A 23,931-nucleotide genomic window follows, 5' to 3' on the forward strand; every position below is an offset into this window, starting at 1 on the left:
GCGCTATGCGCCTCCCGTCACGCGCAACACTTCCTCGAGCGACGTCGCACCCGCCGCGAGCCAGCGCTCGGCGTCGTCGCGCAGCGTGCGCATCCCTTGCGCGCGGCCCGTCGCGAGAATCTCCGCGTCGGCCGCGTTGCGGTGGATCAGCGTGCGGATCGACTCGTCGACGATCAGCAGTTCGTATACGCCGCGCCGGCCCGCATAACCCGAATGCCCGCACTTGTCGCAGCCGACCGGATGCCACACCGTGCGGCCTTCCTCATGCCGCTCTTCCTTGCAGGCCGGGCACAGCTGCCGCACGAGCCGCTGCGCGAGCACGCCGAGCAGCGACGACGCGAGCAGGTACGGCTCGACGCCCATGTCGGTCAGGCGCGTGACGGCCGACGCCGCATCGTTGGTGTGCAGCGTCGCGAGCACGAGGTGGCCCGTCAACGACGCCTGCACCGCGATCTGCGCGGTTTCGAGGTCGCGGATTTCGCCGATCATGATCACGTCCGGGTCCTGGCGCAGGATCGAGCGCAGCGCGCGGGCGAAGGTCATCCCGATCCGCTCGTTCACCTGCGTCTGGCCGATGCCGGACAGGTCGTATTCGATCGGGTCCTCGACGGTCATGATGTTGGTCGTCGCGGTTTCGAGCCGCGACATCGACGCGTACAGCGTCGTCGTCTTGCCCGAGCCCGTCGGGCCCGTGACGAGCACGATGCCGTGCGGGCGCGCGATCAGCTTGTCGAACTGCGTGAGCGTGTCGCGGCCCATCCCGAGCGCTTCGAGGTTCAGCCGCTGCGCGTCCTTCTCGAGCAGACGCAGCACCGCGCGCTCACCGTGCCCGGTCGGCAGCGTCGACACCCGCACGTCGACCGGCCGGCCGCCGACCCGCAGCGTGATGCGGCCGTCCTGCGGCAGGCGCTTCTCGGCGATGTCGAGCTGCGCCATGATCTTGATCCGCGAGATCAGCGCGCCGTGCAGCGCTTTCTTCGGGCGCACCACGTCGCGCAGCGTGCCGTCGACGCGAAAGCGCACGACCGACGCATTCTCGAACGGCTCGATATGGATGTCCGACGCCTGCTCGCGCGCCGCTTGCGTGAGCAATGCGTTGATCATCCGGATGATCGGCGCGTCGTCTTCCGATTCGAGCAAGTCCTCGACTTCGGGGATGTCCTGCATCAGCCGCGACAGGTCGACCTCGCCCTCGACCTCGCCGACCACCTGCGCGGCGCTGCCGTCCTGGCGCGCGTACGCCTGGTTGATCGCGTGCGCGAGTTCGTCGGCGGGCAGGCGCAGCACCGAGATCGAGCCGAAATTGCGCGCGATCTCCGCGAGCGCCGCGTCGCTCGTGCGGTCGCTGATCCACACTTCGAGCGTGTCCTCGTGCTGATGCGCGATCAGCACCTGGCCGCTCTTCGCGAAGCCGTACGGCAGCAGCCGCGCGGCGAGCGGCGACGGCGGCGGGCGTTCGCCCGGCGCGCCTTCGTGGGCGGAGGCGAGCACGTCGCTCACTGCGAGGCTCCCGACGGGGCCGTCAGCGGCTGCTGCTGCATCTGCTGCTGCGGGACGGCCTGCGGCTGGACGGCCGGCTGTTGTTGCGACGGCTGTTGCGGCACAGGCTGCTGGCCCTGCTGCTGGCGGCGCATCTTGTCGAGATCGAACAGGTTCATCGCGGGCGAGCCGCCCTGGCTCGGGCCGAGCGGCATCGGCGGCACGACCGGGTCGTCCTTGTCCTTGATGATGTTGTTGTCCGACCTGTACGCGCCCGTCACGCCCTGGATGTAGTCGTAGCGGTTCGCGGTGACGGCCTGCGCGGTCGCACGGTCGTTGATGATCACCGGGCGCAGGAACACCATCAGGTTGGTCTTCTGGCGGGACTTGGACTCCGAACGGAACAACTGGCCGATCCACGGGATGTCGCCCAGCAGCGGCACCTTGCTGTTCGATACGTTGTAGTTGTCCTGCATCAAACCGCCGAGCACGATGATCTCGCCGTTGTCCGCGAGCACGGTCGACTGGATCGAGCGCTTGTTGAACGTCGGCCCGGGATTATTGGCCGTCGTCGAAACGGTCGACTGAACCACCGACGAATCTTCCGTGTAGAGCTGCAGCTTCAGGATGCCGCCATCGGTGATCTGCGGCTTCACGTGCAGCGTGAGGCCGACGTCGCGGCGATCGTACGTGTTGAACGCATTGCCCCCCGTGCTGCTCGTCAGGTTCGAGTACGAACCTGTCGGGATCGGCACGTTCTGGCCGACGACGATCTTCGCTTCTTCGTTGTCGAGCGTGATGAGGTTCGGCGTCGACAGCACGTTCGCGTCGCTAGAGCCGGCGAAGTACTGCAACAGCGCGCCGAGCCCTTGTATACCGAACATGTTGCGCAGCCAGCCGATGTTCAGCCCCGGCGTGACCGCGCTGATCGCGCCGAGCGGCGTCGTCACGGCCTTGCTGGTCAGGTCGGTGATGCTGTTGCCGAGCGCTGCGCCGCTTATCGATGCGCCGCTCGGCAGGTTCGTGCCCGCAAAGAGCGCGTTGTTCGCCACCTGCCACTGAATCCCCAGGTTGCCGGACGTCGTCGCCTGCAGCTCGACGACGAGCGCCTCGATGTACACCTGCGCGCGCCGCGCGTCGAGCTGGTCGATCACCGCGCGCAGGTTCCGGTACACAGGGTCGGGCGCCGTGATGATCAGCGAGTTCGTCGCCGCGTCGGCCTGGATCATCCCGCCCGGCTGGTTGTCGTCGCCCTTGTCCTTGTCGCCGCCCAAGAGGCCGCCGGTGCCTAGGCCGCCGCCTTGCGACGAGCCGCCGCCACCACCGTATGACGACGACGAGCCGCCGAGGCCGCCCGACGGCAGCGGCGGGGTGCCCGCGGTGCCGGTCGAGAAGTTGCCGCTCGATGACGAGCCGCCCTGGTTGAACGCGTTCGCGTCGTTCGACGTCGCCGACGCGCCGGTTTCGCCGCCGCCCTTGCCGAGCATCCCGCGCAGCGTCTTCGCGAGCTTGACTGCCTCGGCGTTCTTCAGCGGCACCACGTGCATGTTGCCCGGCACGCCGCTGGGCGCATCAAGCTGCTGCACGAGCCGCTTCGCGGCCGCGAGGCGCGACGTGCTCGACGCGCGCAGCATCAGCGAGTTGGTGCGCGGGTCGGCGATGACCGACACCTTGAGCGTCGCGTCGCTGTTGCCGATCGCGCCGGGGTCGAGCATCTTCTGCAACTGCGCGGCCAGATCGATCGCGTTCGCGTTGCGCAGCGGCACGACCACCACCTGCGCGCCCGCGGCGCTGTCGACGCCCGCGATGATCTGCGCGATGCGGCGCACGTTGTCCGCATAGTCGGTGACGACGATCGTGTTGTTGGCCGGATAGGCGGTGACCGTGTTGTTCGGCGAGATCAGCGGCCGCAGCACCGGCAGCAGGTTGTTCGCCGATTCGTTACGCAGTTCGAACACCTGCGTGACGACCTGGTCGCCGCGCGCCTGCGGCGTGTTGCCGACATAGGTCGGCACGCCCTGCAGCTTGGCGTCGGCCTCGGGCACGACCTTCAGCACGCCGTGGTCCTGCACGAGCGCGAAGCCCTGCATCCGCAGCGCGGACTGCAGCGTCTTCAACGCCTGGTCTTCCGGCACCGCGCGCTCGGCGACGAGATTGAGCTGCCCCTTCACGCGCGGATCGACGATGATCGTCTTGCCGGTCGCGGCGCCGATCGCCTTGGCGACCTGATCGATATCCGCGTTCACGAAATTGAGCGTGACCTGAGCGTGGGCGGCCTGCGAAACGACGATGCCGGCGACCATCAGCGTCGCGGCGACGCGCCGCAAAACGAAGCGATTTCTTGTCATGGATGAATGGGTCGATGCCGGCTCAGGCCACATCCGGCGGTAGAACTGGATCCAATTCCGAAAACAGCGACATTAGCAGTTTTTCATGTCCGAAATATCACATCGATCCGAATACTGTCTCATATACGACAGTATTCCTGACGTATGTATGCGAGATGTAAGATTTCGCGTTTGCTGCCGTTTGTTCGGTCTCCGTCATCATTTCAGGATGAATTGAAACGAAAATGCGGTATAACCCGGCATGCGGCGCCGCGCTTGCCGCACCGCGACCGGCTGCCGGTATGATACGGGCGCCGCATTGCATATCGCGCGAATTCCGTTCCGGCCGCGGGTTTTCCCGCCCCCATTTTCTGCATTTTTCGATCAATGAACAGACGGCTCGTTTCGATTGCGTTGTTGACCGCCGGCGCATGGCTCGCCAGCGGCAACGCACGCGCCGATTGTTTCGACGAAGCAGCCAAATACCAGCAGGTCAATCCGCTGATCCTGCGTGCGATCGCGTGGCAGGAATCGCGCAACCGGCCGGACGCGAGGAACAAGAATGCGAACGGCTCGACCGACTACGGGCTGATGCAGATCAATTCGATCCATCTGCCCGTGCTGTCGCGCTACGGGATCGGCCGCGACACGCTGATGGAGCCGTGCAAGAACGTCTATATCGCGGCGTGGCACCTGCGCCAGAAGATGAACCGGTACGGCAACACGTGGCAGGCGGTCGGCGCCTATCACTCGGAAACGCCGTCGCTGCGCGACAAGTACGCGAAGCAGATCGCCGGCATCCTGACGCAATGGAAATTGCTGCCGCCGCAGCCGTGACCCGGCGCCGCGCCGGCCGGCCGGCGCGCGTTTGATGCACAATGCGGGCTCACGCCGCGAATTTGCCCCGGCGCCCGGCCCCGGCCGATGGCGCTCCGACCAGGCCGCCGCGGCCGCTTTTTTCTCTTATCCGTTGGTGCGTATCGTTATGAATCCGGCAATGAAACAGCCGTTGCCCGTCACCGTGCTGTCCGGCTTTCTCGGCGCCGGCAAGACCACGCTGCTCAACCATATCCTCGCGAACCGCGCGGGCCTGAAGGTCGCCGTGATCGTCAACGATCTCGCGGCGGTCAACATCGACGCGTCGCTCGTGCGCGACGCGCAGGCGCTGTCGCACGTCGAGGAACGACTCGTCGAGATGTCGAACGGCTGCATCTGCTGCACGCTGCGCGACGATCTGCTCGTCGAGATCCGCAAGCTCGCCGAGGAAGGCCGCTTCGACGCGATCCTGATCGAGTCGACCGGGATCGCCGAGCCGATGCCGATCGCCGAAACCTTCACGTTCGTCGACGACGACGGCACGTCGCTCGGCGAGATCGCGCGGCTCGACACGCTCGTCACCGTCGTCGACGCGTTCAATTTCCTGCGCGACTACGGCTCGGACGACGCGCTGGCCGCGCGCGGCATCGCGGCCAGCGAGGACGACGACCGCACGCTCGTCGAACTGCTGATCGAGCAGATCGAGTTCTGCGACGTGCTCGTGATCAACAAGGCCGACCTCGTCGGCGCGGACGAACTGGCGCGCTTGCAGCACATCCTCGCGCGGCTGAATCCGCGCGCACACCAGCTCGTTTCGACGTTCGGCAACGTGCCGCCCCGCGAGCTGCTGAACACCGGCCGCTTCGATTTCGACGAGGCGGCGAACGCGCCGGGCTGGCTCGCGTCGCTCGAGCATGCGCATGATCACGATCATGAGCACGGCGGCGACCATCACCACGCGCATCCGCACGTGCATGGCGAGGCGGACGAATTCGGCATCGGCAACTTCGTCTACCGCGCGCGCCGGCCGTTTCATCCGGGACGCCTGTGGGCGCTGCTGCACCAGGAGTGGCCGGGCGTGCTGCGCAGCAAGGGGTTCTTCTGGCTCGCGACGCGCAACGACATCGCCGGCTCGCTGTCGCAGGCGGGCGGTGTGTGCCGGCACGGGCCGGCGGGCTTGTGGTGGGCCGCGCAGGATCGCGCGGAATGGCCGGACGACGACGCGCTGCTCGCCGAGATCCGCACGGAATGGCAGGGCGACCTCGACGACCGCTCGGTCGGCGACCGGCGCCAGGAACTCGTGCTGATCGGCATCGGCCTCGACGCGGCCGCATGGCGCGCGAAGCTCGACGCGTGCTTGTTGACCGATACGGAATTCGCCCTCGGCGCCGCAGGGTGGACGGAATTGTTCGACGACCCGTTCCCGGCCTGGGACATCGACTCGCACGACGACGAAGACCACGGCGACGCGCAGATCCTGCATCGTTCGTAACAACCGTTAAATCTTGCAAATCCGGGGCGAAGTGTGGCGAAAAAGCCGCGCGCCGCACGAAAAAAAACCCGCCGAATGGCGGGTTTTTTCTGACAGGCGCTGAACTTAACGCTTGTTGACGGCGTCCTTGAACGCCTTGCCAGCCGTGAACTTGACGGTCTTGGCTGCCGGGATCTTGATGGTTTCGCCGGTCTTCGGGTTGCGGCCCGTACGTGCTGCGCGCTTGCCCGAACCGAAGCTGCCGAAGCCGATCAGCTGAACCGCGTCGCCCTTCGACACGGCTTTCTTGATGACTTCGAGCAGCGTGTCCAGCGTTTCGCCGGTTTGAGCCTTGCTGGCGCCCGTTTGGGCAGCGACGGCGTCGATCAGTTCCTGTTTGTTCATTAAGGTTCCTTTTTCAGGTTAGGGTGACACGAACAGCGCGAACGCGCCGATTATACGTGCGCGAACCGTGCCGTCGAGAGTCGGACTCCGACGGCACTCCGCCGAATCCTGGCCCCGCAGGGCGGCCTCCAGCATGCCGAAGGCCGCCCCGCAGAACGGCGCTTGCTATGATAGCGCAGCGCAAACCCAATAACGACAAGGGTTTCAAAGATTTTCATCGGTATTTCGCCGAATGAATCACAGCCTGCGGGTTTCTTGACCTGCGCCAACCGGACAGGATATGCAGCACGATCGGCCCGTGCGCAGCGCCGTTGGTTTTTGCCAACGGCGCTGCCGGACCGGTCCGCGCAATCCCTTGCCAGGCTTGGTCGCCACGATATTTGTTTCGCATGCCAGACCGACTCGTTCCCGCCACGCTCGCGTTCCGCGACGACGGCACCCTCGTCTCGCCGGCCTACGGCGACGTCTATCACAGCGCCGCCGGCGCGCTCGCGCAGGCGAACCACGTGTTCGTCGCCGGCAACGGCCTGCCCGCGCGCTGGCAGGGCAGGCGCACGTTCACGATCGTCGAGACCGGCTTCGGCGCCGGCGGCAACTTCCTCGCGACCTGGGCTGCGTGGCGCGACGATCCCGCGCGCTGCGAACGGCTCCATTTCGTGTCGGTCGAGAAGCATCCGTTCACGCGCGACGACCTGCGCCGCGCCGCATCGCACGTCGTTGCAGATGCAACGACGTCGGCGGACGTCGACGCGCTCGCCGATGCGTGGCCGATGCTCGTGCCGGGCCTGCACCGGCTCGAATTCGACGGCGGACGCGTGGTGCTCACGCTCGTGTTCGGCGATGCGCTCGCGATGCTGCCGGAGCTCGCGGTGCGCGCCGACGCGTTCTATATGGATGGGTTTGCGCCGTCGAAAAACCCGGACATGTGGTCGGTCGACGTGTTTCGCGCGCTCGCGCGCCTCGCCGGCGACGGCGCGACGTTCGCGACGTATTCGAGTTCGGGCGCCGTGAAGCACGCGCTCGAGGAAGCGAGCTTCGCGTATCGCAAGGTCGACGGCTTCGCCGGCAAACACGTGATGCTCGTCGGCGAATTCGCGCCGCGCTGGCAGATGCGCCGCCACGAGCCGCCGCGTGCGCTGCCGGTCGAAACGCGCCGCGCGATCGTGATCGGCGCGGGCCTCGCGGGCTGCGCGGTGGTCGAGCGGCTCGCCGCGCGCGGCTGGGACGTCACGCTGATCGAGCGGCGCGAACGCATCGCGAGCGAAGCGTCGGGCAATCCCGCCGGCGTGTTCCATCCGCTGATGACGCGCGACGACAACGTCGCGAGCCGGCTCACGCGCAGCGGCTTCCTCCACGCGCTCGCCCGCTGGCGCGCGCTCGAACGCGCGGGCCACGGGTTCGGGCGCAGCACGCGCGGGATGATCCAGCTCGCGGAATCGGCCGACGATTTCGAGCGGATGCGCGCGGCCTTCGACGCGCTCGGCGTGCCGCCGGACTATGCGCGGCTGCTGAACGTCGACGAAGCGCGCGCGCGCCTGTTGCTGCCGGTCGCGCACGGCGGCCTGCTGTTTCCGCACGGCGGCGCAGTGCGGCCGGCCGAGTTGTCCACCGCGCAGTGCGCGGCGGCCGGTGAGCGCGTGCAGATCCTGACGCGCACCGAAGTCGCGCGGCTCGAACGGCGCGGCGCCAACTGGCGCGCGCTCGACGCCGCCGGCCGGACGCTCGCGGAAGCCCCGGCCGTCGTGCTCGCGAACGCCGGCGACGCGGTGCGGCTTGCCGGGCTGCGGCACGTCGCGCTGCAGCCGGTGCGCGGGCAGCTCACGCTGCTGCCGCCGGGCAGCGCGGCGCCGCTCGACTGCCCGGTGATCGGCGACGGCTACGCGGTGCCGCTCGACGACGGCACGCTGCTGATCGGCGCGACGTTCGAACCCGACGACGTCGACCCGGCGCTGCGTCCGGCCGGTCATGCCGAAAACCTGGAGCGGGTCCGGCGCCTGCTTCCCGGCCTGATCGGCGACGCGCCCGGCGTCGACCAGCTGCCCGGCCGCGTCGCGTTCCGCTGGGTCGCCGGCGACCGGCTGCCGCTGATCGGCCCGCTCGCGGACGAAGCGCAGGTGCTCGCCCACGCAAAGGCACTCAGCGGTGCAAAAGCGCGCGACCTGCCGCGCACCGAGGGCCTTTACGGCGCGTTCGGCTACGGCTCGCGCGGCCTCGTCTGGGCGGCGCTCGGCGCCGAGCTGATCGCGTCGCAACTCGAAGGCGAGCCGTGGCCGCTCGAGCGCGAGCTCGCCGAAGCGATCGATCCCGCCCGCTTCCTGATCCGCGCGCTACGCGCCCGACAGGTGGGCGCGGCCAACTGACGCGCCGCGCTTCCTCATCACAGTGATCGCAGTTCGTCGCGCGCGGTTATCCACTATCACCTGTGGATAACCGCGCGAAATCCATGCGTACTCCGTGTGCAATCACAGTGGACGTAAACTGGGCAAGTCCGCACAGCTGTGAAACGCCCCAAAAGTTGCTCAACTCAAACTGCTGTGCGCGCACAGCCTGTGCAGCGGGTTATGGTTTCGCCAACATGTTGATCTGTCTACGTAAACCGAAGTTATCCACAGAACTGCGCGGTTCTTGTTAACTTCTACTACGTATATATACAGGTAAACCTTTGAATCGAAAGGCAAGCCGTCCCGCTGGACGGCCAGTCTGCCAGGCAATCGGTTCCAGAGCGAAAAACCTGTGGCACAATCGGTTTCCTTCGCGTTCGTCCGGCCAGGCGCCGGACATGCTTCAATGGAACGGTCGGCACAGTTTCGAATCTGAATCTTCGAGATCGCGCAGGCCATTCACACACCAGGCCGACAATCCAGATCGGCATACCTGACGACATCGCCGCCGAGTGGCGGAGCAGGCTGTTCCCATGTCCTGCAGTCGCACACAACAATCACATTTCGGGGCAATACCCAGCCGGCGCGCCTCTCGACGTTGACGCTTGACCCCGTGTCGCTGGCGGTTGCTTCCAAACAAGGAGAAGTCACCACGATGAAGTCGGCGTTCTCATTCCTGCCCAATTGGCCGCTCGCACCGGATGCCGTGTTCTGGGCCGGCCTCGCGCTGTTCGCCGCCGGCCTGTGCGGCGAGCTCTGCTATCGCGCGTGGCGGCTGCCGCGCATCACCGGCTACGCGGTGATCGGCCTCATTGCCGGCTCGTTCGGTTTCGGCGTGATCGACGCCAGCACGGACGAAACGTCGCGACTGCTGATCGACGTCGCGCTCGGCCTGCTGCTGTTCGAACTCGGCAGCCGGCTCGACCTGCGCTGGATCCGCCGCAACCCGTGGCTGATCGCGTCGAGCCTCGCCGAAGCCACGCTCACGTTCGTGATCGTGCTGTTCGTGATGCTCGCGCTCGGCGTGCCGGGCATGGTCGCGCTCGTGCTGTCGGCGATCGCGATCGCGACGTCGCCGTCGATGGTGATCCAGCTGAAGGTCGAGCTGCGCGCGGAAGGGCAGGTGTCGCAGCGCCTGATCACGCTGACCGCGCTCAACAGCGTCTATGCAGTCGTGCTGACCAAGCTCGTGACCACCTGGCTGCACCAGGAGGCGTACGGCAACGTGTTCGCGACGGTCCTGCAGCCGGTCTACCTGCTGCTCGGCTCGTTCATCGTCGCGTACCTCGTCGCGCGCACGTGCATCTACCTGTTCCGCCACATGACCGCGACGATGCGCAACGAGCATTCGTTCGTCGCGCTGTTCGGGCTCGTGATGCTCGCGATCGCGGTCGCGCAGGCGCTGAAGCTGTCGACGCTGCTCACGCTGCTGCTCGCCGGCATCATCGTGAAGAACCTCGAGGCGCGTCCGCAGCTCTGGCCCGAGCACTTCGGCACCGCCGGCTGGCTGCTGACGGTCGTCCTGTTCGTGCTCACGCTGACGTCGTTCACGTGGGGCGACATCGCGCTCGGCGGGCTGTTCGCCGTCGCGCTGATCGTGACGCGGCTGGTCGCGAAACTGGCCGGCGTCGTCGCGTTCGCGAAGCCGAGCGGCATCGGGATGAAGCAGGGCGTCGCGCTCGGCATCGCACTGTCGCCGATGTCCGCGCTCGCGTACCTGCTCGTCGACGATACGTACCAGATGTACCCGAATTTCGATCCGCACCTGCGCGCGATCGTGATGTGCTCGATCGTCGTGCTGCAGCTGGTCGGCCCGTTCCTCGTCTACCGCTGCCTGTCGGCGGTCGGCGAGCGCAGCGACAGCAACTGATTTACGGAAACTGCCATGGCACTCGAAACCTTCGTCAATTCCGAGCCGTTCACGTTCGGCGTCGAACTGGAAATCCAGGTCGTCAACACGCACAACTACGATCTGACGAAAGCGGCGTCCGACCTGATGCGGCTGATCCAGGGCGAAACCTTCCCGGGCAACATCACGCCGGAAATCACCGAGAGCATGATCGAGCTGTCGACCGGCATCTGCCACACGCACGAGCAGGCGGTCAGCGAGCTGCATGCGATCCGCGACGTGCTCGTCAAGGCGGCCGACCAGCTCAACGTCGGGCTGTGCGGCGGCGGCACGCACGCGTTCCAGCAGTGGAGCGAGCGGCAGATCTACGACGCGCCGCGCTTCCAGTACATCTCCGAGCTGTACGGCTATCTGGCGAAACAGTTCACCGTGTTCGGCCAGCACGTGCACATCGGCTGTCCGGACCCGGACAGCGCGCTGTTCCTGCTGCACTCGATGTCGCGCTTCATTCCGCATTTCATCGCGCTGTCGGCGTCGTCGCCGTTCGTGCAGAACGTCGACACCGGCTTCCATTCGGCGCGCCTGAATTCGGTGTTCGCGTTCCCGCTGTCCGGCCGCGCGCCGTTCGTGCTGACCTGGAACAGTTTCGAGGAGTACTTCACGAAGATGGTGAACACCGGCGTCGTCAATTCGATGAAGGACTTCTACTGGGACATCCGGCCGAAGCCCGGCTACGGCACGATCGAGGTGCGCGTGATGGACACGCCGCTGTCGGTCGACCGCGCGGCGGCGATCGCCTGCTACATCCAGACGCTCGCGCGCTACCTGCTGACCGACCGGCCGCTGACGCTGTCCGAGGACGACTACCTCGTCTACACGTTCAACCGCTTCGAGGCGTGCCGGTTCGGCCTCGAGGGCACCTGCGTGAATCCTCAGACGGGCGAGCGGCGCACGATCGCCGAGGACATCCTCGACACGCTCGACCGGATTGCTCCGCATGCTGCAGAACTCGGCTCGCGCGCCGCGCTCGACGAGATCGGCGCGCTCGCGAAAGCGCGCGTGAACGACGCGTCGTGGCTGCGCACGGTCTACAAGCAGGAAAAATCGCTGAATGAGACCGTCCGGCAGCAGTGCTTACGTTGGCGCGAATGAAAAAATGTTTTGCTGATTGCAGGCTCGACCGCAAGGCAATTCGCTGAGCGAAGGTTGAAGGCGTGCTGAGAGGCGGTTGACGCAGGTCAATGGCGAAATCGTTTGCAGGTTTCTTTCAAATCTGTGGATAACCGGATATTCCTCTGCAAAGTCAACGGCCTGCCGAACGGATAACCCGGTGGATGGCATGCCGGTGGCGGCTTTCCCTGTGACGTAGGAAAATGCTTGCCGGTCCGGCAGCGCCGATTGGAGAAAATCCGGGCACAACGTTTTCCGGTCTTATTCAGCCGTTATCCACAGATTGGAGGGGATAACTTAGCTGTGCGATTTTCCGCTCTCGCTTAGAATGTCGGCTTTGCGGACGCCGGAACGACGTGTGTCTCACCGGTTGCCGCGATGGCGGCCGCCGTGTGTGCCTCGCGACGGCCGTGTCGGGCGCGTGAGGTTTCGCGCGCCCCTTTTGAGACAGAGATTCGATCTCCACACTACGGCTGCCCGGGATGACGGGCGGCGGCAAAGCGAAAAGACTATGAGCGAAGGCGTTTACGGGAATCAGGCTGCGGGTCGTGTCACGCACAGTCTGCTGCGATTGAGTACGGCCATGCGGAGCCAGGCATGGGATTGGGCGGAAGGCGCCGGCCTCACGCCGACGCAGGGCGAGATCCTCGTGCTGCTGCTGCAACGCAAGGGCCCGATGCGGCTCGGCGAGATCGCGCGCGAGACGCAGCTCACGGCTGCGACGACGAGCGACGCGGTCAGCACGCTCGAGACCAAGGGGCTGGTCGAAAAGCGCCGTGCGCTGGACGACGGCCGCGCGCTCGCGGTGCGGCTCTCCGCCCGCGGCCGCACCGCGGCGAAGAAGGCGCTGCAGTGGCCCGAGTTCCTGACCAAGGCGGTCGGCACGCTCGGCGCGGACGAGCAGGGCGCGCTGTACCGTGCGCTGCTGAAGACGCTGCGCGAGCTGCAGGTGGCCGGCGCGACGCCGCCGCACCGGATGTGCGTGACGTGCGCGCACTTCCAGCCGTCGAAGGCGTCGAAGAAGGCAGCCGCCGCGCACTACTGCGCGGCGCTGGACCTGACGATGGCCGACAGCGACCTGCGCCTCGATTGTTCGGTACACGAAGAAGCCGACGCGGCGACGCAGAAGAAGACCTGGAAGATTTTCGCGGCCTGACGTCCGTCGATCGACCGGGAGGCCGATGATGAACGCTGAAGTCGTGGCGATCCGCCACGTGCATTTCGAAGACCTCGGGAGTTTCGAGCAAGTGCTCGGCGAACGGGGGAGGCGGGTGCGTTACGTCGACGTCGGTTCATCCCGGGTCGAGGTGCTCGACGTGCTCGAGCCGGCGCTCTTCGTCGTGCTCGGCGGGCCGGTCAGCGTGTACGACGACGCGCAGTATCCGGCAATTGCGCCGCTCGCGGCGCTCGTCAGGCAGCGCATCGACGCGGGCCTGCCGATCCTCGGCATCTGCCTCGGTGCGCAGTTCATCGCGCGCGCGCTCGGCGCGCGCGTCTATCCGGCCGCGCACACGGAGCTCGGCTGGACGCCGCTCACGCTCACCGATGCGGGTCGCGCGTCCGCGCTGCGTCATCTCGACGGCGCGGCGACGTCGATGCTGCACTGGCACGGCGATACCTTCGACCTGCCGGGCGGCGCGATCCATCTTGCGTCGACGCCCGCGTGCCGCCATCAGGCGTTCGCATGGGGGCAGCACGTGCTCGCGCTGCAATGCCATCCGGAAATCCGCGCCGATCGCTTCGAACCCTGGCTGATCGGCAACGCCGGCGAAATCGCCGCGACCCCCGGCATCGATGCGCGCCAGCTGCGCGCCGAGACCGCGCAGCACGGTCCCGCGCTCGAAACGGCCGCGCGTCGCATGTTCGCGGAATGGCTCGACAGCGTCGGGCTCTGATACCCCCTGTCAGCCCCACCTGACCAATCGCTTACCGCCGCGTCGGCATCCTGCACGCAACGCACGCGCGTGCTACGCTCAGCCGCTGTTTCCCTTTCCGAGCGAGCGGCATCCATGACTGCGCTGTTCTCACCCTTCACGCTGCGCGGCGTGACCCTTCCGAACCGGATCGTCATCTCCCCGATGTGCCAGTACTCCGCCGAGCGCGGCGAGGCAACCGACTGGCACATGATTCATCTCGGCCACCTCGCGTTGTCGGGCGCGGGCCTGCTCTGCATCGAGGCGACCGCGGTCGAGCCGGACGGGCGCATCACGCACCGGGACCTCGGCCTTTGGGACGACGCGACCGAAGCCGCGCTGAAACCGGTGCTGGCGGCGATCCGCAAGCATGCGCCGATCCGCGTCGCGATGCAGCTGTCGCATGCGGGCCGCAAGGCGTCGAGCCAGGCGCCGTGGGAAGGCGGCCAGCTGATTCCGGTCGCCGACGGCGGCTGGCTGCCGCATGCGCCGTCGGACGTGCCGCACAAGGACGGCGAGACGCCGCCGCTTGCGCTCGATACCGCGGGCCTGAACCGGATCCGCGACGCGTTCGCGGCGACCGCGAAGCGCGCGGCGCGGCTCGGCATCGATGCGATCGAAGTGCACGCGGCGCACGGCTATCTGCTGCACCAGTTCCTGTCGCCGCTCGCGAATCGGCGCACCGACGAATACGGCGGCTCGCGCGAGAACCGGATGCGCTTTCCGCTCGAGATCGTCGAGATCGTGCGCGCGGCGTTTCCGCAGGATCGGCCGGTCGGCGTGCGCGTGTCCGCGACCGACTGGGTTGAGGGCGGCTGGGAGCTCGACGATACGATCGCGTTCGCGCACGAGCTGAAGCGCTGCGGCTGCGATTGGATCGACGTGTCGTCGGGCGGCGTGTCGCCGCTGCAGAAGATCCCGCTGTCGGCCGGCTACCAGGTGCCGTTCGCGCAGGCGGTGAAGCGCGCGGTGGGCATGCCGACGATCGCGGTCGGGCTGATCAACGAGCCCGCGCACGCGAACCGGCTGATCGAGGCGGGCGATGCCGACTTCGTCGCGATGGCGCGCGCGATGCTGTACGACCCGCGCTGGCCGTGGCACGCGGCCGCCGAACTCGGCGCGCAGGTGACGGCGCCGCCGCAGTACTGGCGTTCGCAGCCGCGCGAGCACAAGACGCTGTTCGGCGACATTGCGTTCGGCCAGCGCTGAATGCCGCGTTCGCGGTTGAATGTTGCAATCCCGACCGTGTAGGATGCGGGTGATTCGCCGCATGCCCTGACGCGGCGCCGATCGGCGCCGCGTTTTCATTTGGCGGGCCCGCGGCGGCCCATTCCTTTTCAAGTCGACTTCACAAGGATTCGTTCGATGAGTTCACGCAGGATCGCGGTGCGCCGCTCGGGCGTACACGGCAGGGGCGTGTTCGCCGTGGCGCCGATCAAGGCCGGCGAGCGCGTTGTGGAATACAAGGGCGAGCGAATTTCGTGGAAGGAAGCGCTGCGCCGCCATCCGCACGATCCGAACGAGCCGAATCACACGTTCTACTTCGCGCTCGAAGAGGGCGGGGTGATCGACGGCAAGGTCGACGGCAACAGCGCGCGCTGGATCAATCATTCGTGCGCGCCGAACTGCGAAGCCGAGGAGCTCGACGGCCGCGTATTCATCCATGCGCTGCGCGACATCGAGCCGGAAGAGGAGCTGTTCTACGACTACGGCCTCGTGATCGACGCGAAGCTGACGAAGAAGCTCAAGCGCGAATACGCGTGCCATTGCGGCGCCGCGTCGTGCCGCGGCACGCTGCTCGCGACGTCCGACACGGACGCGGATGCGAAGAAGAAAAAGAAGCAGAAAGACGACGCGAAGTCGAAGGACAAGAAAAAGAAGAAGTAAGCGTTGGCGCGCGCGCCGCGCGCCGATGGTCTTGCCCGTGCGCTTGACGGGCCGGCGAACTCGCGTTGCCGGCTTCCGTCCTCAGTGCGTCGGCGCCGCGGCCGGCGCGGCATTGCTCGCCGGCTGCGCCGCCTGCGCGACGAGCGGCACCTTCACCACGAACCGCGAGCCGCCTTCCGGCGCGTCCGTATACGACACGCTGCCGCCATGCATCGCGATGATGTCGTGCACGATCGCGAGGCCGAGGCCCGCACCCGTCTCGACGCCGTTGCCGCTTTGCGCATCCCCGCGGAAGAACCGCTTGAACAGGTCCGCCTGCTGGCTCGCGGGCACGCCCGGGCCGTTATCCTCGACGACGATCTCGGCCGCCGGCGCGCCGGCATCGAGCATCGCGCGCCCGACGTTCACCGTGATCCGCGCGCCGTGCGGCCGCGCGAGCGGCACGTACTTCAGCGCGTTGTCGAGCAGGTTCGCGATCACCTCGCGCAGCAGCACCGGGTTGCCGCGCACGAGCAGCGCCTGGTCGTCGTCGGGCGGGTCGTCGCTGCGCTGGAAACCGAGATCGACGTGCGCGGCGAGTGCGCGCGGCACCCATTCGGCGCCCGTCTCGAACGCCATCGCGGCGAGGTCGACGTCGACGAAGCGCGCGGCCTGTTCGCCCGGTTCCGCGCGCGCGAGCGACAGCAGCTGGTTCGACAGCCGCACCGCGCGATCGGCGGCCGCGCGCAGCTCGCGCACTGCGGCGAAGGTCTGCTGCGGGTCGCGCGCGATGGCCGCCTGTTCCGCATGCAGCTTCACCGCGGTGAGCGGCGTGCGCAGCTGGTGCGCGGCGTCGGCGATGAACTTGCGCTGCGCGTCGAGCGCGGTCTTCAGGCGCCCGAGCAGCGCGTTCATCGCGCTCGTCAGCGGCCGGATCTCGAGCGGCACGTCGGTTTCGTCGACCGGCTCCAGCGACGTATGGGTCTGCCGGTTCAGCGAATCGGCGAGATGCGTGAGCGGGCCGAGCTGCTGGTTGACGACCCGCCACACGATGCCCCAGCCGGCGAGCAGCAGCAGCAGGAGCGGCATCATGATCGCGACGAGGAATTCGGCCGCGATCCGGTAGCGGTGTCGCACCGGCTGCGCGACCTCGACGACCATCGGCTTGCCGCCGTCCACTTCGTCGACGCGCACCTGCGCGACCCGCACCGCGCGGTTGTCGTATTCGGCCTCGAACACGTATGCGTAATGCATGCGCCGCACGTTGGTGCCCTGCAGCGGCAGCTTCGGATCGCCGGCGAGTTCCTGCTCGCCGTCGCTGATCCGGTAGATCAGCGCTTCGGCCGGATCGGAGAACATCGCCTGCGCGAGCGGCGGCACCGTGAACGGCGCGTCGGGGCCGGCGATCTGGATCTGTTTCGAGATGGCGGTCGCGAGGTCCGCGAGCGAGCGGTCGATCACGTGCTGCGTGTATTGCCACGCGAGCCAGTACGCAATCAGGCCGCTCATCAGCGCGAGCATCGACAGCGGCGCGGCGAGGCGCCGCAGCAATGAGCGGCGCAGGCTGGTCACAGCCGGATCAGAAGACATTTCGAGAATGAAATGGATGAACGCCGCTCACGGGGAGCGGCGCGGGCAGGGCGTTTGCCGGCGCAAACGCATGGTCGGGCGACGGGCATCCGGCGACCGGAAACCGGCCGGCGCTTGCCGTCGCTTCGCTCAAACGCTCGCCGTCTGGCGGATTTCCTGCAGCAGGTAGCCGAAGCCGCGCACCGTGACGATCTCGACCCGGCACTGCTCGAGTTTCTTGCGCACGCGGTGCACATAGACTTCGATCGCGGTGTCGCCGAGATCGCCGCCGAAGTGCGTCAGGTGATCCTGCAGCTGGGCCTTGCTGACGACGCGGCCGTGGCGCAGCAGCAGCATTTCGAGCACCGCGAATTCACGCGGCGACAGCTCGAGCGGCTTGTCGTCGTTGAAGATGCGGCGATCGACGCCCGACAGGCGGACGCCGCCGAGCGACACTTCCGGACGCGGCATGTCGCTGTGCGGGCCGCTGCGGCGCATCACCGCGCGGATCCGCGCTTCCAGCTCGGCCGGCTCGAACGGTTTCAGCATGTAGTCGTCGGCGCCCGAGTTCAGGCCCTGGATCCGGTCGTTCAGCTCGTCGCGCGCGGTCAGCACGATCACGGGCGTGTGACGGTTGGTCTGGCGGAAACGGGTCAGGAGCGTCATCCCGTCGATGCCGGGCAAGCCGAGGTCGAGGATCACGAGCTCGTGGCGGTTCTGCGCGAGCGCCTGCTCGGCAAAGATGCCGTCGTGCACCATGTCGACGGTGAAGCCAGCCTGTTCGAGGCTGCTCTGGATACCGCGTGCGATGGGGCGGTCGTCTTCGATCAGAAGGAGTCGCATGAAGTTCGCTCAAGTACAATGGGTTGGCGGTTCAGGCACGCGGACAGCACGACGCCGTTTCCACAGGGGCGCCGCGAGCCAGACGTCAAGCAGGCGGCCAGCGAACGAATCAATCCAACAACCATGTCCGATATTTCGATCCACGACCTCGAAGCCGCGATCAATTTCTGGCGCGCCCGCTCGCCGTCGAGCGGCGACGAACTCAAACTCTGCGAAGAGGCTAGCGCGCTCTCCAAGCCGTATGCGCTGCTGATTGTACAGCGGCAAAGCGCCATACAACTGGAAGGTTTGGACCCCAAGGCACGGAAAGCGTGGGACGCTTACGTGCACCTTAAGGATGGCTTGGAAAGCTGAAGGCTTTCGCTCACTACATCGTAGAAAACGTTCATCGAAATGAAAAGTTGACGCGCCGCGCGCCTGAATCGCGCGCGGCGGGGAGAGACGTCAGGCGGCGGGCGTCGCGTGCGCGCCGGCCTGGTCGATGAAGTGGGCGAGCGCGATGTCGCGTTCGGTCAGGCCGTCCGCGTCGTGGGTCGACAGCGTGACGTCGACGCGGTTGTAGACGTTGAACCATTCCGGATGGTGGTTCATTTCCTGCGCCTTGATCGCGACGCGCGTCATGAAGCCGAAAGCCTCGTTGAAATCGGCGAAGCGTAGGCTGCGCTGGATCGCGTCGCGGCCCGGCATGGCCGTCCAGTGCGGCAGGCGCTCGAGTTGGGTCTTGCGTTCTTCTGATGTGAGTTTGTGGATCATCGTGCACCTCGTTCGGTAACGGCGGGCCGCGCGCGACATGCGTCGCCCGGAGGGCCGCCGGCACCGATCATTCTTCCATAGTTGTGTGTCAGGCGTAGGCGGCGCGCACGCTGGTTCGCATCATGCGTGCGCGTCGTCCGGCCAGCCGGCGCCGGTGCCGCGATGCAGCACGCGGTCGGTGTCGAGCACCGCGCCGGCCGGGTGTTCGGGCCGGCCGGCGAGCCGGTCGGCGAGCGCGCGGCCGTCGACGTGCGCGAGCGCGAACAGCTGCGCGAAGTCGTCGATCACGAAGTAGGTCTGCTGGAACGTGTCGATCCGGTACTGGGTGCGCATCACGCGCTCGAGGTCGAAGCCGAGCCGGTTCGGCTTCGCGCTTTCGAGGCTGTACAGGCTCTCGCCCTTGCTCGACACGATCCCCGCGCCGTAGATCGACAGCCCGTTCGTGCCGCGCGGGTCGCGGATCAGTCCGAACTCGACGGTGTACCAGTAGAGGCGCGCGAGCCTTGCGAGCGCGTCCGGATCGTCGGCGACCGCGAGCGCGATGCGGCCGTACGCCTGCATGTAGTCGGCGAACACCGGGTCGATCAGGAGCGGCACGTGGCCGAACAGGTCGTGGAAGCAGTCCGGTTCCTGCAGGTAGTCGAGCTGGTCGGGACGGCGCATCCACCAGGTGACCGGAAAGCGGCGGTTCGCCAAGTGCTCGAAGAACACGCGGTCGGGCACGAGCCCCGGCACCGCGACGATCTCCCAGCCGGTCGCCGGCTTCAGCTGGCGGTTGACGTCGGCGAACGACGGCACGCGGTCGGCGGGCAGGTCGATTTTCGCGAGCCCCGACACGAATGCGTCGCACGCACGTCCCTGCAGCAGCACGGTCTGGCGTGCATAGAGCTGGCTCCACACCGCGTGGTCGACCTGGCCGTAGCGTTCGAGCGGCTGGTCGATGGTGAAATCGGCGCGGGTTTCGAGGCCCGCGTCGAACTGCTCCTGCAGTTTCGCGGTGACGACGGTGGACATGTTCGGCTCTGCACGTTGCGGTTGGGATGCATGCAAGTGTAGAGCGGCATCCGCGCGGGATGGGCGCAAAGTTGGCGATGATTTGCTTGTCGATGCGATAATCTCGCATTAAATAGCTAAATCACGCGGAGAATATTCATGTTGGAACTCGATCACTTCGATCTGGCGCTGCTGGACGTGCTGCAGCGCTTCGGGCGGGCCACGCATCAGCAGCTCGGCGAGGAGGTGCCGCTGTCGCCGTCGCAGATCGGCCGGCGCCTGCAGCGGCTCGAAGCGGCGGGCGTGATCGAAGGCTATCGCGTGATGCTGCGCCCGGAGAAGCTCGGGCTCGGCGTCACCGCGTTCACGAGCCTGAAGCTCAAGCATCACGGCGATTCGATCATCGAGCAGTTCCAGCAGCAGATCGACGTGCTGCCCGAAGTGCTCGAATGCCACGCGGTGGTCGGCGACGCGGACTACCTGCTGCGGATCGTCGCGCCGGACCTGAACGCGCTGTCGCAGTTCGTGATGAAGAAGCTGATGCGGGTGCCGGGCGTCGACAGCGTGCGGTCGAACATCGTGCTGACGACGTTCAAGCGCAACGGGCCGCTGCCGCTCGCGCACCTGGAGCCGGGCGCCGCGTGACCGTGCGCGGCCGGGGAGGGTGAAGCGGGTGGCGGCGCGCGGCGCACCGCCGCTGTTGGTGCAGGCTCAGGCGGCCGTTTCCGGCGCGCCGGCGTTCAAAAGGTCGACGTACGCGACCGCGACGAGATCGTCGTGCGACACGCCGAGCTTCGCGAACACGTCGTGCGCTTCGGCTTCGCCGCCTGCTTCGTCGTCGTCCGGCGCGAGCACGACTTCCAGCTCGATGAAGTCGCCGAGGCCGTCGACGCGGTCGAGGTGAATGCGGGTGCGGCCCGCCAGGTACACGTGCCGCTCCTTCGTGACGATGCCGCGGGTCGTCAGTGCGGTCGCGAGCAGCGCATGCATCGCGTCCGGGTTCGTCACCGGGCTGCGGGTGTAATACGACGCTTTCGGGCCGTCGCGGTCGTCGCGCTGGTAGAAGATCAGCTCGGCGGGTGTGCCATCCTCGAAGCGGCGCAGCTTCAGCCGGCCGCGCGGCACGTCGTAGAAGAAATCCTGCTGGCGATAGAACAGCGGCGCTTCGGTGGCGAGCGCCGCCGCGCGTTCGCGCAGCTGGTCGAATTCACGGGCGTGGGCTTTGATCTCGATGTTGCGGGCCATGCGGGTCTCCTTCGATCGACAAGGGTCTCGCGAGTGCGAACGCACAATCTAGCAAAAAGCGCGCGACGCAGGCGTGACGCGGCGCGCCGCGGGATTATCAGCGGCGCTCATATCAGGCGGGTGACGCGCGCAGCCGCCAGGGCGGGACGGGATCGCGAAGTTGTCCACCGGCGCGGGTGCGTCGAAAGGGTGAGCGCGTGTAAACCAGGTTTCGCACCGCAGCAATGCGCAGGCGACGGTGGATAACACGCCGCACCCATCCCGCGCGATTACCCGGCCCACTGGGTCTCGATCAGGCGCAATGCCGCCGCGATCGCCGGCTCGTCGCGCCGCGCGGCGAGCGTCACGAACGTCAGTTCCGTCGGCACCGTGACGCGCTCGACGATCGTCAGCGCGTGCGCGTGCGCTTCGGCCAGTGCGGTCGAGTCGCGCGCGAGCGTCAGCCCGATCCCTGATTTGACGAGGTCCAGCATCGACTGCTCCTGGTCGACCTCGGCGACCTTCACCGGCTGCGCGCGCGCGTCCGCGAACCGGCGCGTCAGCAGCCGGTGATGCGCGGACTGCGGCGGCGTCCAGATCCACGGCAGCGCGGCGAGCGCGCGCCAGTCCTGCGCGCGCTGCACGCGCTCCTTCCAGCCGGCCGGCGCGAGCACCCGGTACTGGAAATGCGTGAGCGTGACGGTATGGAACAGCGCACCGTCGCGCGGATCGTCCTCGCCGGGCTGGCCGATGTAATAGCCGACGTCCAGCGCCTGCGCGCGCACCTGCTCGAGCACCCAGCCCGACATCCCGTGGCGCAGCGCGGTCTCGATCTGCGGATGGGTCTCGACGAGCGTGCGCAGGAAGCCGCCCAGGCGCAGGAATCCCGGATCGAGGATCGTGCCGATCCGCAGCCGGCCGCGCACCTCGTGGCGCAGCGCCGCGGCCGCGCGCTGCACGTCGGCGGCCGCGGCGAGCGCGCGTTCCGCATGCGGCAGCAGCGTCTGGCCGTCGCGCGTGAGCGCGAGCCCGCGCGACGTGCGCGTGAACAGCACGACGCCGAGCGTCTCCTGCAGATGCTTGATCTGCAGGCTGACGGCCGGCTGCGTGAGGTGCAGCTGCTCGGCGGCGCGCGTCAGGTTGCCTTCGCGGGCCACCGCGGCGAAGGCGCGGAGCAGGGTGAGGTCCATCGTGTCGTGATCGGTTCTGATATAAGCGCGGCTTATGACGCAGTTGAGCATAACTCATTGGATCGGCGGCCGGCAGCAACGGTACGCTTCATCGGCCACGTCATCCGACGTATCCCACCCAACGAGCGAGATCTGGAGAGAGAGATGAGCGAGACCGAGCTGCGCCCCCGCCTGCTGACCCACTTCATCGGCGGCCGCGCGGTCGACGGCGCGAGCGATCGCTACGGCGACGTGTTCAACCCGGCGCTCGGCGAGGTCGCCGCGCGCGTGCCGCTCGCGAGCGCAGCCGAAGTCGACGCGGCGGTCGCGGCCGCGCAGGTCGCGTTCCCGGCCTGGAGCGAGATGGCGCCGATCAAGCGCGCACGGGTGATGTTCCGCTTCAAGGAGCTGCTCGACCGCCATCACGACGAGCTGGCCGAGCTGATCACGCGCGAGCACGGCAAGGTGTTTTCCGACGCGAAGGGCGAGGTGATGCGCGGCATCGAGGTCGTCGAGTTCGCGTGCGGGATCCCGAACCTGCTGAAGACCGATTTCACCGACCAGATCGGCGGCGGCATCGACAACTGGAACCTGCGGCAACCGCTCGGCGTCGTTGTGGGCGTGACGCCGTTCAACTTCCCGATGATGGTGCCGTGCTGGATGTTCCCGGTCGCGCTCGCATGCGGCAACACGTTCGTGCTGAAGCCGTCCGAGCGCGATCCGTCGGCGTCGCTGCGGCTCGCTCAGCTGCTGCAGGAGGCCGGGCTGCCGGACGGCGTGTTCAACGTCGTGCACGGCGACAAGACCGCCGTCGACGCGCTGATCGCGCATCCGGACGTCGCCGCGCTGTCGTTCGTCGGCTCGACGCCGATCGCCGAATACATCTACACGGAAGGCACGAAGCGCGGCAAGCGCGTGCAGGCGCTCGGCGGCGCGAAGAACCATCTCGTCGTGATGCCGGACGCCGATCTCGACCAGGCCGTCGACGCGCTGATCGGCGCCGCATACGGCTCGGCCGGCGAGCGCTGCATGGCGATCTCGGTGGCGGTTGCGGTCGGCGACGTCGGCGACGCGCTGATCGAGCGCCTCGTGCCGCGCGTGAGGGCGCTGAAGATCACGAACGGGATGGACCCGGCCGCGGAAATGGGGCCGCTCGTCACCGCCACACATCGCGCGAAGGTCGCCGGCTACATCGACGCGGGCGTGGCCGCCGGCGCGAAGCTCGTCGTCGACGGCCGCGATCACGTGGTCGCGGGCCACGAGAAGGGCTTCTTCCTCGGCGGCACGCTGTTCGACCGCGTGACGACCGACATGTCGATCTATCGTGACGAGATCTTCGGGCCGGTGCTCGCGATCGTGCGCGTGCCGGATTTCGCGAGCGCGGTGAAGCTCGTCAACGCGCACGAGTTCGCGAACGGCGTGTCGTGCTTCACGTCCGACGGCGGCATTGCGCGCGCGTTCTCGCGCCAGATCCAGGTCGGCATGGTCGGCATCAACGTGCCGATTCCGGTGCCGATGGCGTGGCATTCGTTCGGCGGCTGGAAGCGTTCGCTGTTCGGCGATCACCACGCGTACGGCGAGGAAGGCGTGCGGTTCTATACGCGCTACAAGAGCATCATGCAGCGCTGGCCGGACAGCATCGCGAAGGGCGCGGAATTCACGATGCCGGTCGCGAAGTAGGCGGCGGACCAACGGAACGGATC

Annotated in this window: 22 protein-coding genes; 12 read left to right on the plus strand and 10 right to left on the minus strand. The window is 67.3% G+C overall.

Features of this window, described 5'->3' with window-relative positions; genetic code table 11:
* Positions 1 to 3: 3 nt before the first annotated feature.
* Positions 4 to 1,500 carry a type II secretion system ATPase GspE gene (gspE, locus tag B7P44_RS00335; protein ID WP_084906302.1) on the minus strand — a complete coding sequence of 499 codons (1,497 nt, stop codon included), beginning with the start codon at positions 1,498 to 1,500 and terminating at the stop codon, positions 4 to 6.
* Positions 1,497 to 3,827, minus strand: a complete 2,331-nt coding sequence (gene gspD, locus B7P44_RS00340; RefSeq protein ID WP_133117982.1) for a type II secretion system secretin GspD — start codon at positions 3,825 to 3,827, stop codon at positions 1,497 to 1,499. The genes gspE and gspD overlap by 4 nt, the downstream gene beginning before the upstream one ends.
* Positions 3,828 to 4,193: 366 nt before the next feature.
* On the opposite strand from gspD, the gene B7P44_RS00345 reads away from it, so the two are divergent.
* Together B7P44_RS00345 and B7P44_RS00350 are read left to right on the plus strand one after the other, a co-directional pair.
* A complete protein-coding gene (locus B7P44_RS00345) occupies positions 4,194 to 4,643 on the plus strand; it encodes a lytic transglycosylase domain-containing protein (protein WP_010090227.1) in 450 nt (149 codons plus the stop codon).
* A 148-nt stretch (positions 4,644 to 4,791) separates the two neighbouring features.
* Positions 4,792 to 6,114, plus strand: a complete 1,323-nt coding sequence (locus tag B7P44_RS00350) for a GTP-binding protein (protein ID WP_084899422.1) — start codon at positions 4,792 to 4,794, stop codon at positions 6,112 to 6,114.
* A gap of 105 nt (positions 6,115 to 6,219) precedes the next feature.
* Here B7P44_RS00350 and B7P44_RS00355 read toward each other — a convergent pair whose 3' ends face one another.
* Entirely contained in the window at positions 6,220 to 6,498 is a 279-nt protein-coding gene (locus B7P44_RS00355; RefSeq protein WP_006401505.1) for an HU family DNA-binding protein, read from the minus strand.
* A 214-nt stretch (positions 6,499 to 6,712) separates the two neighbouring features.
* A complete protein-coding gene (locus B7P44_RS37330) occupies positions 6,713 to 6,889 on the minus strand; it encodes a hypothetical protein (protein WP_157915382.1) in 177 nt (58 codons plus the stop codon).
* Here B7P44_RS37330 and mnmC point away from each other — a divergent pair.
* The 7 genes from mnmC to B7P44_RS00400 all read left to right on the plus strand — a co-directional run bounded on the left by mnmC (position 6,888) and on the right by B7P44_RS00400 (position 15,698).
* Positions 6,888 to 8,858 carry a bifunctional tRNA (5-methylaminomethyl-2-thiouridine)(34)-methyltransferase MnmC2/FAD-dependent 5-carboxymethylaminomethyl-2-thiouridine(34) oxidoreductase MnmC1 gene (mnmC, locus tag B7P44_RS00360; RefSeq protein WP_084899424.1) on the plus strand — a complete coding sequence of 657 codons (1,971 nt, stop codon included), beginning with the start codon at positions 6,888 to 6,890 and terminating at the stop codon, positions 8,856 to 8,858. The two genes, B7P44_RS37330 and mnmC, sit on opposite strands and share 2 nt — an antisense overlap.
* A 676-nt stretch (positions 8,859 to 9,534) precedes the next feature.
* Positions 9,535 to 10,749 (plus strand): cation:proton antiporter, encoded by a 1,215-nt coding sequence (locus tag B7P44_RS00375; protein WP_084899430.1) that lies wholly within the window; start codon positions 9,535 to 9,537, stop codon positions 10,747 to 10,749.
* Positions 10,750 to 10,764: 15 nt separating this feature from the next.
* A complete protein-coding gene (locus B7P44_RS00380) occupies positions 10,765 to 11,880 on the plus strand; it encodes a YbdK family carboxylate-amine ligase (RefSeq protein ID WP_084899432.1) in 1,116 nt (371 codons plus the stop codon).
* 529 nt (positions 11,881 to 12,409) lie between these two features.
* Positions 12,410 to 13,054, plus strand: coding sequence for a MarR family winged helix-turn-helix transcriptional regulator (locus tag B7P44_RS00385; RefSeq protein ID WP_084899435.1), 645 nt, complete (start codon positions 12,410 to 12,412; stop codon positions 13,052 to 13,054).
* A 28-nt stretch (positions 13,055 to 13,082) separates the two neighbouring features.
* Positions 13,083 to 13,793: a glutamine amidotransferase gene (locus tag B7P44_RS00390; protein ID WP_084906303.1), complete on the plus strand. Its 711-nt coding sequence runs from the start codon at positions 13,083 to 13,085 to the stop codon at positions 13,791 to 13,793.
* Between the two features lie 114 nt (positions 13,794 to 13,907).
* Positions 13,908 to 15,020: an NADH:flavin oxidoreductase/NADH oxidase gene (locus B7P44_RS00395; protein ID WP_084899438.1), complete on the plus strand. Its 1,113-nt coding sequence runs from the start codon at positions 13,908 to 13,910 to the stop codon at positions 15,018 to 15,020.
* Between the two features lie 156 nt (positions 15,021 to 15,176).
* A complete protein-coding gene (locus B7P44_RS00400; RefSeq protein WP_084899441.1) occupies positions 15,177 to 15,698 on the plus strand; it encodes an SET domain-containing protein in 522 nt (173 codons plus the stop codon).
* Positions 15,699 to 15,779: 81 nt separating this feature from the next.
* Here the strand turns inward: B7P44_RS00400 and B7P44_RS00405 are convergent, their stop codons facing one another.
* Both B7P44_RS00405 and B7P44_RS00410 read right to left on the minus strand, forming a co-directional pair.
* Positions 15,780 to 17,267, minus strand: coding sequence for a sensor histidine kinase (locus B7P44_RS00405; RefSeq protein ID WP_084899444.1), 1,488 nt, complete (start codon positions 17,265 to 17,267; stop codon positions 15,780 to 15,782).
* A gap of 129 nt (positions 17,268 to 17,396) precedes the next feature.
* Positions 17,397 to 18,089, minus strand: coding sequence for a response regulator (locus tag B7P44_RS00410; RefSeq protein ID WP_006401494.1), 693 nt, complete (start codon positions 18,087 to 18,089; stop codon positions 17,397 to 17,399).
* Positions 18,090 to 18,212: 123 nt separating this feature from the next.
* Between B7P44_RS00410 and B7P44_RS00415 the strand changes: the two genes are divergently transcribed.
* On the plus strand, positions 18,213 to 18,443 hold the full coding sequence (locus B7P44_RS00415; RefSeq protein ID WP_084899447.1) for a DUF3717 domain-containing protein: 231 nt from the start codon (positions 18,213 to 18,215) through the stop codon (positions 18,441 to 18,443).
* Positions 18,444 to 18,533: 90 nt separating this feature from the next.
* Here the strand turns inward: B7P44_RS00415 and B7P44_RS00420 are convergent, their stop codons facing one another.
* Positions 18,534 to 18,842 carry a 4a-hydroxytetrahydrobiopterin dehydratase gene (locus tag B7P44_RS00420; protein ID WP_084899449.1) on the minus strand — a complete coding sequence of 103 codons (309 nt, stop codon included), beginning with the start codon at positions 18,840 to 18,842 and terminating at the stop codon, positions 18,534 to 18,536.
* Between the two features lie 120 nt (positions 18,843 to 18,962).
* Positions 18,963 to 19,856, minus strand: coding sequence for a phenylalanine 4-monooxygenase (gene phhA / locus B7P44_RS00425; RefSeq protein ID WP_231716634.1), 894 nt, complete (start codon positions 19,854 to 19,856; stop codon positions 18,963 to 18,965).
* Between the two features lie 138 nt (positions 19,857 to 19,994).
* On the opposite strand from phhA, the gene B7P44_RS00430 reads away from it, so the two are divergent.
* The gene (locus tag B7P44_RS00430) at positions 19,995 to 20,480 is read left to right on the plus strand and encodes an Lrp/AsnC family transcriptional regulator (protein ID WP_010093131.1); all 486 of its coding nucleotides are present in this window, start codon (positions 19,995 to 19,997) and stop codon (positions 20,478 to 20,480) included.
* Positions 20,481 to 20,546: 66 nt separating this feature from the next.
* Here the strand turns inward: B7P44_RS00430 and B7P44_RS00435 are convergent, their stop codons facing one another.
* Both B7P44_RS00435 and B7P44_RS00440 read right to left on the minus strand, forming a co-directional pair.
* Entirely contained in the window at positions 20,547 to 21,080 is a 534-nt protein-coding gene (locus B7P44_RS00435) for a class IV adenylate cyclase (RefSeq protein WP_084899454.1), read from the minus strand.
* A gap of 269 nt (positions 21,081 to 21,349) precedes the next feature.
* The gene (locus tag B7P44_RS00440) at positions 21,350 to 22,249 is read right to left on the minus strand and encodes a LysR family transcriptional regulator (protein ID WP_084899457.1); all 900 of its coding nucleotides are present in this window, start codon (positions 22,247 to 22,249) and stop codon (positions 21,350 to 21,352) included.
* A 144-nt stretch (positions 22,250 to 22,393) separates the two neighbouring features.
* On the opposite strand from B7P44_RS00440, the gene B7P44_RS00445 reads away from it, so the two are divergent.
* A complete protein-coding gene (locus B7P44_RS00445; RefSeq protein WP_084899459.1) occupies positions 22,394 to 23,908 on the plus strand; it encodes a CoA-acylating methylmalonate-semialdehyde dehydrogenase in 1,515 nt (504 codons plus the stop codon).
* Positions 23,909 to 23,931 lie beyond the last annotated feature (23 nt).

The sequence above is a fragment of the Burkholderia ubonensis subsp. mesacidophila genome, from assembly GCF_002097715.1.
Lineage (GTDB): Bacteria > Pseudomonadota > Gammaproteobacteria > Burkholderiales > Burkholderiaceae > Burkholderia > Burkholderia mesacidophila.

Coding starts and splice junctions, on each gene's coding strand:
- gspD (WP_133117982.1), bottom strand. CDS start 3,827: ATGACAAGAAATCGCTTCGTTTTGCGGCGCGTCGCCGCGACGCTGATG.
- B7P44_RS00345 (WP_010090227.1), top strand. CDS start 4,194: ATGAACAGACGGCTCGTTTCGATTGCGTTGTTGACCGCCGGCGCATGG.
- B7P44_RS00350 (WP_084899422.1), top strand. CDS start 4,792: ATGAATCCGGCAATGAAACAGCCGTTGCCCGTCACCGTGCTGTCCGGC.
- B7P44_RS00355 (WP_006401505.1), bottom strand. CDS start 6,498: ATGAACAAACAGGAACTGATCGACGCCGTCGCTGCCCAAACGGGCGCC.
- mnmC (WP_084899424.1), top strand. CDS start 6,888: ATGCCAGACCGACTCGTTCCCGCCACGCTCGCGTTCCGCGACGACGGC.
- B7P44_RS37330 (WP_157915382.1), bottom strand. CDS start 6,889: ATGCGAAACAAATATCGTGGCGACCAAGCCTGGCAAGGGATTGCGCGG.
- B7P44_RS00375 (WP_084899430.1), top strand. CDS start 9,535: ATGAAGTCGGCGTTCTCATTCCTGCCCAATTGGCCGCTCGCACCGGAT.
- B7P44_RS00380 (WP_084899432.1), top strand. CDS start 10,765: ATGGCACTCGAAACCTTCGTCAATTCCGAGCCGTTCACGTTCGGCGTC.
- B7P44_RS00385 (WP_084899435.1), top strand. CDS start 12,410: ATGAGCGAAGGCGTTTACGGGAATCAGGCTGCGGGTCGTGTCACGCAC.
- B7P44_RS00390 (WP_084906303.1), top strand. CDS start 13,083: ATGAACGCTGAAGTCGTGGCGATCCGCCACGTGCATTTCGAAGACCTC.
- B7P44_RS00395 (WP_084899438.1), top strand. CDS start 13,908: ATGACTGCGCTGTTCTCACCCTTCACGCTGCGCGGCGTGACCCTTCCG.
- B7P44_RS00400 (WP_084899441.1), top strand. CDS start 15,177: ATGAGTTCACGCAGGATCGCGGTGCGCCGCTCGGGCGTACACGGCAGG.
- B7P44_RS00405 (WP_084899444.1), bottom strand. CDS start 17,267: ATGTCTTCTGATCCGGCTGTGACCAGCCTGCGCCGCTCATTGCTGCGG.
- B7P44_RS00410 (WP_006401494.1), bottom strand. CDS start 18,089: ATGCGACTCCTTCTGATCGAAGACGACCGCCCCATCGCACGCGGTATC.
- B7P44_RS00415 (WP_084899447.1), top strand. CDS start 18,213: ATGTCCGATATTTCGATCCACGACCTCGAAGCCGCGATCAATTTCTGG.
- B7P44_RS00420 (WP_084899449.1), bottom strand. CDS start 18,842: ATGATCCACAAACTCACATCAGAAGAACGCAAGACCCAACTCGAGCGC.
- phhA (WP_231716634.1), bottom strand. CDS start 19,856: ATGTCCACCGTCGTCACCGCGAAACTGCAGGAGCAGTTCGACGCGGGC.
- B7P44_RS00430 (WP_010093131.1), top strand. CDS start 19,995: ATGTTGGAACTCGATCACTTCGATCTGGCGCTGCTGGACGTGCTGCAG.
- B7P44_RS00435 (WP_084899454.1), bottom strand. CDS start 21,080: ATGGCCCGCAACATCGAGATCAAAGCCCACGCCCGTGAATTCGACCAG.
- B7P44_RS00440 (WP_084899457.1), bottom strand. CDS start 22,249: ATGGACCTCACCCTGCTCCGCGCCTTCGCCGCGGTGGCCCGCGAAGGC.
- B7P44_RS00445 (WP_084899459.1), top strand. CDS start 22,394: ATGAGCGAGACCGAGCTGCGCCCCCGCCTGCTGACCCACTTCATCGGC.